The sequence below is a fragment of the Variovorax sp. P1_G12 genome (assembly GCF_056405555.1).
The window spans coordinates 176,468-188,569 of sequence record NZ_JBFUBW010000002.1 but is presented as its reverse complement, the minus strand read 5'-3'; the positions used below and the strand labels follow the sequence as shown (position 1 = coordinate 188,569).

General features: G+C 66.2%; 12 protein-coding genes. 11 read left to right on the top strand and 1 reads right to left on the bottom strand.

Annotation, left to right across the window (positions count from 1 at the left end):
- Positions 1–24: 24 nt before the first annotated feature.
- From madL to AC1D2O_RS02995, 11 genes are all read left to right on the top strand, one after another.
- Positions 25–441 (top strand): malonate transporter subunit MadL, encoded by a 417-nt coding sequence (gene madL / locus AC1D2O_RS03045; protein WP_478085445.1) that lies wholly within the window; start codon positions 25–27, stop codon positions 439–441.
- Between the two features lie 5 nt (positions 442–446).
- Positions 447–1,211 carry a malonate transporter subunit MadM gene (gene madM / locus AC1D2O_RS03040; protein ID WP_478156140.1) on the top strand — a complete coding sequence of 255 codons (765 nt, stop codon included), beginning with the start codon at positions 447–449 and terminating at the stop codon, positions 1,209–1,211.
- Positions 1,212–1,222: 11 nt separating this feature from the next.
- The gene (mdcA, locus tag AC1D2O_RS03035) at positions 1,223–2,905 is read left to right on the top strand and encodes a malonate decarboxylase subunit alpha (RefSeq protein WP_478085441.1); all 1,683 of its coding nucleotides are present in this window, start codon (positions 1,223–1,225) and stop codon (positions 2,903–2,905) included.
- 12 nt (positions 2,906–2,917) lie between these two features.
- Positions 2,918–3,253, top strand: coding sequence for a malonate decarboxylase acyl carrier protein (mdcC, locus tag AC1D2O_RS03030; protein WP_478085440.1), 336 nt, complete (start codon positions 2,918–2,920; stop codon positions 3,251–3,253).
- Entirely contained in the window at positions 3,250–4,131 is an 882-nt protein-coding gene (locus tag AC1D2O_RS03025; RefSeq protein ID WP_478085438.1) for a biotin-independent malonate decarboxylase subunit beta, read from the top strand. Before mdcC ends, AC1D2O_RS03025 begins: the two co-directional genes overlap by 4 nt.
- A 17-nt stretch (positions 4,132–4,148) precedes the next feature.
- Entirely contained in the window at positions 4,149–4,850 is a 702-nt protein-coding gene (locus tag AC1D2O_RS03020) for a biotin-independent malonate decarboxylase subunit gamma (RefSeq protein ID WP_478085437.1), read from the top strand.
- A 14-nt stretch (positions 4,851–4,864) separates the two neighbouring features.
- Positions 4,865–5,548 carry a malonate decarboxylase holo-[acyl-carrier-protein] synthase gene (gene mdcG, locus AC1D2O_RS03015; RefSeq protein WP_478085435.1) on the top strand — a complete coding sequence of 228 codons (684 nt, stop codon included), beginning with the start codon at positions 4,865–4,867 and terminating at the stop codon, positions 5,546–5,548.
- On the top strand, positions 5,545–6,411 hold the full coding sequence (locus tag AC1D2O_RS03010; protein WP_478085433.1) for a triphosphoribosyl-dephospho-CoA synthase: 867 nt from the start codon (positions 5,545–5,547) through the stop codon (positions 6,409–6,411). The genes mdcG and AC1D2O_RS03010 overlap by 4 nt, the downstream gene beginning before the upstream one ends.
- Positions 6,408–7,316, top strand: a complete 909-nt coding sequence (locus AC1D2O_RS03005; protein ID WP_478085431.1) for an acyltransferase domain-containing protein — start codon at positions 6,408–6,410, stop codon at positions 7,314–7,316. Before AC1D2O_RS03010 ends, AC1D2O_RS03005 begins: the two co-directional genes overlap by 4 nt.
- Positions 7,317–7,358: 42 nt before the next feature.
- The gene (gene acs, locus AC1D2O_RS03000) at positions 7,359–9,326 is read left to right on the top strand and encodes an acetate--CoA ligase (protein WP_478156138.1); all 1,968 of its coding nucleotides are present in this window, start codon (positions 7,359–7,361) and stop codon (positions 9,324–9,326) included.
- A 621-nt stretch (positions 9,327–9,947) separates the two neighbouring features.
- Entirely contained in the window at positions 9,948–10,565 is a 618-nt protein-coding gene (locus AC1D2O_RS02995; protein WP_478156137.1) for a sulfatase-like hydrolase/transferase, read from the top strand.
- Between the two features lie 171 nt (positions 10,566–10,736).
- On the opposite strand, the gene AC1D2O_RS02990 is transcribed toward AC1D2O_RS02995, so the two are convergent.
- On the bottom strand, positions 10,737–11,684 hold the full coding sequence (locus AC1D2O_RS02990) for a cupin-like domain-containing protein (RefSeq protein ID WP_478085426.1): 948 nt from the start codon (positions 11,682–11,684) through the stop codon (positions 10,737–10,739).
- Positions 11,685–12,102 lie beyond the last annotated feature (418 nt).

Below are 12,102 nucleotides of genomic sequence, written 5' to 3'. Positions count from 1 at the left end.
CGGCGCGAACCAGGAGACAAACCCATGATCATCTACGGCACCGCGCTGTTGGCAATCTGCCATCTGCTCGGCATCTTCATCGGCGATCTGCTCGGGCAGGCGCTGGGCGTCAAGACCAACGTCGGCGGGGTCGGCATCGCGATGCTGCTGCTGATCTTCGCCCGCATCTACCTGCAGAAGAAAGACATGCTCCCCAAGCTCACGGAGTTGGGCGTGGAGTACTGGGGCGCGATGTACATCCCGGTGGTCGTCGCCATGGCGGCCCAGCAGGACATGGTCTCTGCACTGCGCGGCGGGCCAGTCGCGCTGCTGTCGGCATTTGCCGCGGTCGGCGTCTGCGCCGTCGTCATCTCGGTCATCAATCGCACGGAGCGCCCGGCCCATGAGCCGGTGGCCACCCCGACCCTGCACGACAACCCCTTGCTCGCCGAAGCGGAGTGAACACCATGCTCGAAATCCTTGAAAAAGCAGCGGCCCTGAACGGCCTCGTCACCGCCTTTGCCATCGTCGGCTTTGTCGTCCTGATCTCGGGACAAATCTCGAAACGCCTGACCTTTGGGCGCGTCCACGGCTCGGCCATTGCCATCGTGATCGGCCTCGCGCTCGCCTACTGGGGCGGCACGCAGACCGGCGGCCACAAGGGCCTGGCCGACATGTCGCTGTTCGGCGGCATCGGGTTGATGGGCGGCGCGATGCTGCGGGACTTTGCGATCGTCGCGACCGCCTTCGAAGTGCAGGCCACCGAGGCACGCAAGGCCGGAATGATCGGCGTCGTCGCGCTGGTGCTGGGCACGGTGCTGCCCTTCATCGTCGGTGCCGCGATCGCCTGGAGCTTCGGCTACTCGGATGCGGTGAGCATGACGACCATCGGCGCCGGCGCGGTGACCTACATCGTCGGACCGGTGACGGGCGCGGCGATCGGCGCCAGCCCGGACGTGATGGCGCTGAGCATCGCCACCGGCCTGGTCAAGGCCATCATCGTGATGGTCGGCACGCCGATCGCCGCGAAGTTCCTGGTGCTGAAGACGCCGCGCTCGGCGATGGTCTTCGGCGGCCTGGCCGGCACGGTGAGCGGCGTGTCCGCAGGCCTTGCCGCCACCGATCGCAAGCTGGTGCCCTACGGCGCGCTGGTCGCGACCTTCCACACCGGCCTCGGTTGCCTGCTGGGCCCGTCGCTGCTGTTCTTTGCAGTCAAAGCCATCGTGCATTGAGGTCAAACACTATGGATCGCATGAACTGGAACACCCGGACAGCCAACCGCACGGCGCGGCTGGCGCGGGTCTCTGAAGCGCTCGGGGCGCAACGCGTGGGCAAGGTCGTCGCGACCGAAGCGGTCGGCAAGCTGCTCGAAGCGGTGCTCGAACCCGGCGACCGCGTCTGCCTCGAAGGCAACAACCAGAAGCAAGCCGACTTCCTGGCGCACGCGCTGGTGGGGCTCGACCCGCAGCGTGTGCACGACCTGCACATGGTGCAGTCGGTGCTGGCGCTGCCGGAGCACCTGGACATCTTCGAGAACGGCATCGCCTCGCGGCTGGACTTCAGCTTCTCGGGGCCGCAGGGCGCGCGGCTGGCCAAGCTGGTGTCGGCCGGGCGCATCGAGATCGGTGCGATCCATACCTACCTGGAATTATTTGCTCGCTACTTTGTCGACCTGACGCCGAAGGTGGCGCTGGTCGCGGCGCAGGCGGCCGATGCCGAGGGCAACCTCTACACCGGCCCCAACACCGAAGACACGCCGGCCATCGTCGAGGCGACGGCCTTCTCGGGCGGCATCGTCATAGCGCAGGTCAACGAGATGGTCGATGGCAAGACGACCACGCTTCCGCGCATCGACATCCCGGCCGACTGGGTCAGCTTCGTCGTGAAAGCGCCCCGCCCCAACTTCATCGAGCCGCTGTTTACGCGCGACCCGGCGCAGATCAGCGAGATCCAGGTGCTGATGGCGATGATGGCCATCAAGGGCATCTACGGCGAGTACGGCGTGCAGCGGCTGAACCACGGCATCGGCTTCGACACGGCGGCGATCGAACTGCTGCTGCCGACATACGGCGAATCGCTCGGGCTCAAGGGGAAGATCGCAAAGCACTGGGCACTGAACCCGCATCCTGCATTGATCCCGGCCATCGAGGCAGGGTGGGTCGAGTCGGTGCATTCCTTCGGCTCGGAGCTGGGCATGGAGGACTACATCCGGGCGCGCTCCGATGTGTTCTTCACCGGCCCGGATGGCAGCCTGCGCAGCAACCGCGCCTTCTGCCAGGCGGCGGGCCACTACGCCTGCGACCTGTTTATCGGCTCGACCTTGCAGATGGACCTCGATGGCAACAGTTCGACCGCGACATTGGGCCGCATCTCCGGCTTCGGCGGCGCGCCCAACATGGGCGCCGATGCACGGGGGCGGCGTCACTCCAGTCCCGCGTGGCTCAAGGCCGGCCGCGAGGCGCGCGCGGGACGCACTGGCGCCGCCGGCACGCCGCGCGGACAGAAACTGGTGGTGCAGATGGTCGAGACCTTTCGCGAGCACATGCAGCCGGCTTTCGTCGACCGTCTGGATGCGTGGACGCTGCAGGAGCAGGCTGGCATGGAGCTACCTCCCATCATGATCTACGGCGACGACGTGACGCACATCCTCACCGAGGAAGGCATCGCGAACCTGCTGATGTGCCGCAGCGACGAGGAGCGGGAGCAGGCGATCCGCGGTGTCGCCGGCTACACGACCGTGGGGCTGGGCCGCGACAAGCGCGCCGTGGAAAACCTGCGCGACCGCGGCGTGATCAGGCGTCCCCAGGACCTCGGCATCGACCCGCGCGATGCCACGCGCAATCTGCTGGCCGCACGCAGCATGCGCGACCTGGTGCGCGCATCGGGCGGGCTGTACCAGCCGCCCAAGCGCTTCCGCAACTGGTAAGGAGCATCAAACATGAGCGACATTCCCGCAGGGATCGAAACCCTGGACTTCTCTTTCTCAGGTGGCTATCGTGTTGCCGCCTTCGCACCGGTGCTCGTTGGCGTGGTGGGCTCGGGCAATCTCGAAGTGATGCTCGAAGCCGCTGCCGGCAATGGTTGCGCGGTACGCGTCGAAACCTCGGCGCGCGGCTTCGGCCCGATCTGGCAGGCGGTAGCCGACGACTTTTTTGCGCGGCACCCGATCGGCGGCGTGCGCGTTTCGATCAACGACATGGGCGCCACGCCCGCAGTGGTCAGCCTGCGCCTGGACCAGGCCGTGGCCGAACTGCCGCAAGGAGCATCCACATGATCAGCTTTGCCGAATGTTCAGCGCGTGAGCGACTTGCCTTGCTCCTCGACAAGGGCACATTTCATGAATGGATTCCGCCGGCCGAGCGGTTGACCAGCCCGCACCTTGCGCAGCTCGGCGTGCCGTCGGCGTTTGACGACGGCGTGGCCATCGGACGCGCGAAGCTTGACGGACACGAGGTGTTCGTCGCCGCGCAGGAAGGCGCCTTCATGGGCGGCGGCGTTGGCGAGGTGCATGGCGCCAAGCTCGTCGGCCTGCTGCAACGCGCATTGCGAGACAAGCCGGAAGCGGTGCTGCTGCTGGCCGAGTCGGGGGGTGTGCGCCTGCACGAAGCAAACGCCGGTCTCATTGCGGTGTCAGAGGTGATGCGCGCCGTGCTCGACGTGCGCACCGCCGGCATCCCGGTGGTCGTGCTCATCGGCGGCGCCAACGGATGCTTCGGCGGCATGGGCATCGTGGCGCGCTGCGCCGACTTCATCGTGATGAGCGATGTCGGGCGGCTCGCCATGTCGGGCCCCGAAGTCATCGAGGCCTCGCACGGCGTGGAGGAGTACGACTCGCGCGACCGTGCCTTGGTATGGCGCACCAGCGGCGGCAAGCATCGCTGGCTCATCGGAGATTGCGACGCGCTGGTCGAGGACGATGTGCAGGCGTTTCGCTCGGCGGCCATCGCCGCGTTGAAGGCGTCGAGGCCGGTGACGCTCGAAGGGCTCGAAGCCGAGCACGCATTGCTCGACATGCGCCTGCACATGCTGCCATCCGACACCGAGGGCGTCGATGCGGCAACCTGGCTGTGGCGCGAACTCGGCATCGACAAGCCCGAGCGCGTGCCCGAACTGAATGTAGACGCGGTGCGCGCACTGCGCGTCGTCGCATGACAACGAGGCAAACGACCATGAACTGGAACCAACTCGCGACCCAGCTTTTCGGGTCTTTCCACGGGATGCGCGCGGCGGGCGATTTCCTGCAAGGCGATGTGATGTTCGAAGGCCGGCCCATCACGGTCGTCGGCACCACGAACCATGCGCCGATCGGCGTCGCACTGGCGCTGGAGCAGGCGCGTGTGATCCTCGACACGATCGCGCAGCATCCTGGCCGGCCGATCCTGCTGTTCATCGACACGCAGGGCCAGCAGCTGCGTCGACGTGACGAGACGCTTGGCATCAACCGCGCGATGGCGCACCTGGGAATGTGCATCGACCTGGCCCGGCGACAGGGTCATCCGGTGATCGGGCTGGTGTACGACCAGGCGTTGTCGGGCGGCTTCATCACCTCGGGGCTGATCGCCGACGGCTGCTATGCGCTGCCCGAAGCGGAGATCCGCGTGATGCGCATTCCCGCGATGGCGCGGGTGACCAAGCTGTCCGAAGAAAAGCTCACGGCCTTGTCGGAATCGAACCCGGTGTTTGCGCCGGGCGTGCGCAACTACGTGGCAATGGGTGGCGTCCGTGCCTTGTGGGACGGTGACCTCCATGCCGCGCTGCGCGATGCGCTGGGCAACACGCCCGTTGAAGACGCGCGCGCGAAGGACGGGGCCGAACGCGGTGGGCGCAAGCTGGCGGCGTCTGTCGTGCAGCGCGTGCTGGCAGCGGCCTGAAGGCAGGACGCGCCATGGAATCGCTGCGCAGACATCGACTCGCCCGGCTTTCCAATGAAGGCTGGGCCACCGTGTTGGACCGGCCTTGGGATGCGCAGGCCCGAGAGTGTCTGGCGCACTGGGCCGCACATCAATGGCCATTGGTAGTGACGCGGCAACCGCTTGACGCGGGCGCCTGCGGCCTCATCGCCATGGGCTTGCCGGCGCCGACGCGCTGGGCGCGCCGCCGGCTGGCATTGCAGGTACCACGCTCATCCGTGACGGGCTTCGAGGAGTTTCCGTTGCTTGTCGACGTGTTGCCGCTCTTGCCGCTGCCAGCGCGCGTCGCTGCCGGAAAACTGCAGGCTGCGCTTGCGGATTGCGGCGCGACCCCGTACGTCTACGGCAGCTTTGGCTGGCAGGCGCTGAGCGGCCTGGATCACGTGCGGCCGGGTTCCGACCTGGACGTGTGGGTGGCGGTGGACGATGCCGCGCACGCGGATGCCGTCGCCGCTCGCCTGCGCTGCTTTGGCGCCGAACGTCCGCGGCTGGACGGGGAGCTGATGTTTGCCGACGGCACGGCTGTCGCGTGGCGCGAGTGGTCGGACTGGCGCGCGGCACGCACGCGCTCTGTCATGGTCAAGCGGCTCACGGGCACAGCCTTGCAGCACGACACGTCGTGGTGCGCAACCATTCGGAATGCGAAGTGGGCAGCATGAACGCCGCGGCCTTCTCGCATCAGCATTCTGCCGCGTCGCTCACGCCCGCCGCGATCGGCCGTGCCGCCACGCTCGCGTTGCACGACGAACTGGCGCTTGCGCCCAAGCCAGGCCTTGTCACGCTGGTCGACAACGGCAGCCATTCCGACATGGACGCGCACACTTTCATGCGCAGCCTGTTCGCGCTGCGCAGCTACTTTGTGCGGATCGCACATGCAGGCCACGCCGGGGCGGAATTCTCCGAGCTGGAGCGCTGCGGCATCGCCGCCGAGGCGCGCATGCTTGCTGCAACCAACGGCATCAACACGCATCGCGGCGCGATCTTCATGCTGGGCTTGATGTGCGCCGCGGCGGGTGCCGTTGCGCGCGAATGCAATGGTGCGATGGATCCCTCGCGATTGCGCGATGCGCTGCATCGGCATTGGGGCGAGGCGCTGGCGGTACGCAGCCAACGCGTCCCGACGCTGCCCGGCGGCATCGCCACACGGCGGCTGGGCTTGCGAGGTGCGTCGCAGGAGGCGGCCTTGGGTTTTCCGGTGTTGTTCGATGTTGCGGTGCCCGCCCTGGCGCGAGGGCTTGCACGCGGGCAGTCGCCGCAGTTGGCTCGACTCGACACCTTGTTCCACGTGATGGCCGTGCTGGACGACAGCAACCTTGCGCATCGCGGTGGACTTGCAGGACTGCGTTACGCACAGGACGCGGCACGCCAGTTCATTGAGCAAGGGGGAGTCTCCAGGCGCGGCGGACTCGCACACGCATACGCCATCGCCGATGATTTCGTCACCCGGCGCCTGTCGCCCGGTGGCGCTGCCGACACCTTGGCCGCGGCGTGCTGGGTCACGCGCATTTGTTTTTCGGCATGACCTTCGCGCTGATCTTCTCCGGTCAAGGCAACCAGCATGCGGCCATGCTGCCCTGGCTCGCCGACGATGAGCGCGTGGGCGAGATGCGCGCACGGCTCGGTGTCGACGACTGGCGTCGCAGCCTTGCGGACCCGGCCTGGGCAGCCAACAACGCCAACGCGCAGACGCTGCTGACCGGCTTGGCGCTGGCCGCGTGGGGCCAACTGGCGCCGATGGTCCCGGCGCCTGCGGTGGTCGCTGGCTACAGCGTCGGTGAACTCGCCGCCTTCAGCGCGGCGGGCGTTTTCGACAGCGGCACCGCGACGGCCCTTGCGCCCTTGCGCGCCGCGGACATGGACAGCAGTGCCGCGCGCATGCCCGGCGGCCTGCTCGCCATCACCGGCCTTGCGCAACGCGCGCTGGAGGGAATACTCGCCGACTCGAGCCTGTCGATTGCGATCCGCAACGGCATCGAAAGCGTCGTGCTCGGCGGCCCCGTGGCGGCGCTGGAACAAGCGCAGCGCATCGCGGCGGCCGAGGGCGGGCAATGCACCCGCCTGAAGGTCAACGTCGCATCCCACACGCCATGGATGCGGGACGCGGCGGAACGCTTCGCGCAAACGCTCGCTGAAGTGCCCTTCCATCCGCCGCGCGTCGTGTTGTTCAGCAACGCGGCCGACCGCATTCACAGTGCAGGCGCGGCCAGATCGGCGCTGGCCGCGCAAATCGCGCAGACGGTGCGCTGGGACGAGTGCATGGAAAACATTGCCGCGCGCCAGGTGCGCTGCGTGCTGGAGATCGGCCCGGGTCAGGCGCTCACGCGCATGTGGAGCCAGCGCCACCCCCACATTCCCGCACGCGCCTGCGACGACTTCCGAAGTGCTGCCGCGGTCGCCAACTGGCTGCGGGCGCATGCAGACCCCTGAATTCCCATCCCCCCGTTTTGACCCGAGACTAAGGACGAGACCATGAGCAACCACGAAGCAATCATCCATCCGGTTCCCGAAGCCGTCATGCAAGGCGCCCACGTCCGCGGCATGGCCGCCTACCAGGCGCTGGTCGCCGAGGCCGATGCCGACCACGGTGCGTACTGGGCCCGGCTTGCGCGAGAGTTCGTGACGTGGAAGACGCCTTTCACGCGTTCGCTCGATGAGCGCCAGGCACCGTTTTTCAAGTGGTTCGAAGACGGCACGCTGAACGTCTCGTACAACTGCCTCGACCGCCAGGTGGAGCGTGGCCTGGGCGACAAGGTCGCAATCATCTTCGAGGCCGATGATGGCCGGGTAACCCGCGTCAGCTACAGCGAGCTGCTGGCGCGCACCTGTCGCCTCGCGAATGCGCTGAAGGCGCGCGGCATCAAGAAGGGCGACCGCGTCGTCATCTACATGGCAATGAGCGTGGAAGGCGTGGTCGCAATGCAGGCCTGCGCGCGCATCGGCGCCACGCATTCGGTCGTGTTCGGCGGCTTCTCGGCGCAAAGCCTGCGCGACCGCATCGAAGGCGCCGGCGCGGCCATGGTGATCACCGCCGACGAGCAGGCGCGTGGCGGCAAGCAACTGCCACTCAAGGCCATCGTCGACGACGCCATCGCGCTGGGCGGCTGCGATTCGGTGAAGGACGTGATCGTCTATCGCCGCACCGGCGGCGACATTGCCTGGCATCCGGCGCGCGACCGCTGGATGTATGAAGAAACGCAAGGCCAGCCGGACGTGTGCGAGCCCGAATGGGTGGGCGCCGAGCATCCGCTGTTCCTGCTCTACACCTCCGGTTCGACCGGCAAGCCCAAGGGCGTGCAGCACTCGACGGGTGGCTACTTGCTGCACGCGGCGCTCACGACGAAGTGGACCTTTGACCTGAAGGACGACGACGTGTTCTGGTGCACCGCCGACATCGGATGGGTCACCGGCCACACCTACATCGCCTACGGCCCGCTCGCGCTGGGCGCGACCGAAGTGGTGTTCGAAGGCGTGCCGACATACCCCGACGCCGGCCGCTTCTGGAAGATGATCCAGGACCACAAGGTCACGGTCTTCTACACGGCGCCGACCGCCATCCGTTCGCTGATCAAGCAGGCCGACAGCAACGACGCAGTGCATCCGAAAAGCTACAACCTCTCGAGCCTGCGCATCCTCGGCTCCGTGGGCGAGCCGATCAATCCAGCCGCCTGGGATTGGTATCACCAGCATGTGGGAGGAGGGCGCTGCCCGATCGTCGACACTTTCTGGCAAACCGAAACCGGCGGCCACATGATCACGCCGCTGCCGGGCGCGACGCCACTGGTGCCGGGCTCGTGCACGCTGCCATTCCCCGGTATCGCCGCTGCCATCGTGGACGAGACCGGCAATGACGTACCGAACGGACAAGGCGGCATCCTGGTCGTGAAGAAGCCGTGGCCGAGCATGATCCGCACCATCTGGGGCGAAGCCGAGCGCTTCAAGAGCAGCTACTTTCCGCCAGAACTCAAGGGCTACTACCTGGCGGGCGATGGTGCGATCCGCGACGAGAAGACCGGCTACTACACCATCACCGGCCGCATCGACGACGTGCTCAATGTCTCAGGGCATCGCATGGGCACGATGGAGATCGAATCGGCATTGGTGTCATGCACTGACCTGGTCGCCGAAGCCGCGGTGGTCGGGCGGCCTGACAACACCACGGGCGAGGCGATCTGCGCATTCGTCGTGCTGAAGCGCGCCCGCCCGACAGGCGATGAGGCGAAGAGGATCGCCAGCGAACTGCGCAATTGGGTCGGCCGCGAGATCGGTCCGATTGCCAAGCCGAAGGAGATCCGATTCGGCGACAACCTGCCGAAGACGCGCAGCGGGAAGATCATGCGGCGCCTGCTGCGATCGCTGGCCAAAGACGAGGCGATCACGCAGGACACGTCGACGCTGGAGAACCCGGCTGTCCTTGCACAGTTGGCGGAAAAAAACTGACGCGGCTGCCAAATGGTGACGTTCAGGCTTTTGCTTCCACATGTCCGCAGCGCCAGGGGCAACGACATCGAGTATCTCGACGCTTCGTGCCCCGTGGGCGAGGTGGCCGCCGGCTCCTGCGGCGCAGGCACAGCCGATTTTCACATCCACCCGATGGAGCCGCGCAGCGCGCGGTGAGCGCGCGCGGGACCTTCCGAACCTTCCTCTCGCATCGAATGTCGGCTTACATTTAAAGCGGTCGTAGGTGGCGGATGAACGACCGGCTCCTCATGGCCGCGAGCACCAGTTCGCGGGCGTGCCTGGCAATTGACCTTCGGCGTGTTCGCCTGGTTAGCCAAGGACTGCTGTCGGCAAGCTTGGCGAACAGGCAGTCCCGGCCATGACCGGGCGTTGGCGATGTGGCGCATGAACGTCCGCAATGCAGCGATGAGCTGACCGACGATCGACAGGACCTACGTCTACAGCTTGGGAAGCTGCTTCTCGATCACTGAGCGCTTTTGCAGGCACACGAAGCGTTCCGCGATCGTTCAACATCTCCGATCACATCGAGAGGAACCGATGCGGTGACGGTTCTGGTGCAACGTTCGAAGGTGAAGCGGCCGAGGGGAATCGAAAAAGCTATTGAAGGCCGCGCCGCTATCGCCAGCGTTTCAGATGAACCGATCCATCGCGACAGCGCCAAGCGTGCACGTCATCCTCGACGACACGATCTTCGTGTTCCTGGGCGACCATGGCGTGATGCTCGACGAGCACGATGCCAAGCAGTCTTTCAACATGGTCTACGAGGAAAGCCTGCGCATCCCCGCCGTCATCTACGCGCCTGGCATGCCCGCCCTGAAGGGCGCAAGGGTGCAGGGCGCGCGCCAGCAGATCGAAATCCTTCCGACGATTGCGCAACTGCTGGGCTACCAGGTCGAAGGGGCACGGCTGCCGGGGCGGTCGCTGCTGGAACCGGCGGGCGCGGATCGCGCCGTGTTCTTCACCAGCTCCATCGACGGGACCACGCTGGCCATGCGCCGCGGCACACGCAAGTACCACTATCCGTTGGATGGAACGCCAATGGACACCTTCGATCTCGACAAGGATCCGACCGAAGCGATGCCCGTGAAGAACGTTCCGGAAGACGAGTTGGCACAGGCCCGCATGCGCATGCTCGAGTGGCGACAGCAGGCTGCGTTGTCCATGTTCGCGCGGCCCGATCCGGCCGCGAGCGCCAACGCTCCCTGGCTCAGCAAATAGCAGCTGCGTTAGGGAGACTCTGAAAAAGTCCCCGCGGACCGCGCATCCTCGGCTCGGGCGGTCTGCGGCGTTGCAAATCCTGCCATAGCTTTGGCTATGGCTCCGGTTTGCGTCTTGCATCCCATCCCGACCCGAGGCGCACGCTCTCGCGAGGACTTTTTCAGAGTCTCCTTAGGTCGCCATCCGCCGCGCGCGCCAGGCCCGCAGCAGGCCGATCGGCACTTTCGCGGCATGGGATGCCACCACCTTGATCTCGTCGGCCACGGCGCTGTGACCCACTTCCGCGGGCAGCCAGCCGCACCGGCGCAGCAGGTAGTTGAAGGCGTGGGCGCTCGTCAGCTTGTCGGACTTCTGGGTGCGGAACGTGAAGGCCAGCGAGATGGAAAGCTCGGAGCCCGTGGTCACCCGGTGAGGCGCGATGAAGGGGTGGTGCACGCCGATGCCTGGCCGCAAGTCGAAGTTCATGGCCTTCGATTCGAACGAGGGCGAATAGGTCGCTCGCAGGCTGCTGAACATCGACAGCAGCCGATCCCTTTCCGCGGGACTCATGATCTCGTCATCGGCAGGGTCCCAGAGCGACACCTGCTTGGTGCCGCGCACCTGCAGCAGGAAGTTCATCTCGCGGTCCATGTGGTACGGCGTGATCGAATCCTGCGTCGAGATGAAGATGTAGGTCGAATACCAGGTGATCACCGCATCGCATTCGTCGATGGCCGCGGCGACCTCGGAAAGGATGCCTTCCAGAATGGGCCGGTAGGTGGGGTCGCGTTCCGGGTTGTAGATGCAGATGTAGGCCTTGGATTGCTCGAACCGGTCGAGCACGTCTTCCAGCGAGAGACCCTTGCTGAAGCGCGCGTAGGAGGAGTCGAAGTCCGCCGTCTCCGGGATCACGCCGACACGGTACTTCACCTCGGTGGGCGGCAGGCGCCGGCACAACGCGAACAGGGATGGCAGCTTGAAAGCGGGATGCTGGTCGAGGTGATGGCTGACCAGGAAGGGCCGCCGGTTGTAGGAATCCTTGACCGCATCCGGTGAGAAATCGATCAGGTGCTCGGACAGCCCGCGCCCCCGCTCTGCGAGTTTGGCTGCGATGTTCCTCGGGACGAATTCTCCCAGCATGTCTCGACTCCTCGTGCGGGCACGCCCGCGACAACGTCCTGCGTGTGCCAACACTTGGCATTCACAAGTCACAATCTGTCACTGCGCGGGCGCTGGGTCAATTGGCCGAATGGCCGAGCCGCCGTTTGGCCGCATCAGGGGTTTACGGGGCGGGCGTTTCGCATGGGGCGGGTCTTGGGTTCGCAGTCGAAGTCGAGGACTGGCCTGCATCCGGACTGCCGGTAGAATCCGGTCCGGTTCGCGGGTGTAGTTCAATGGCAGAACGGCAGCTTCCCAAGCTGTGGACGTAGGTTCTGTCGATCGTCGGTCAGCTCATCGCTGCATTGCGGACGTTCATCCGCCACATCGCCAACGCCCGGAACGGGCCCAAGAGCGACATTCGGCAGGTCAAAGTCGGCGCCGCATAGCGGACGTGCGC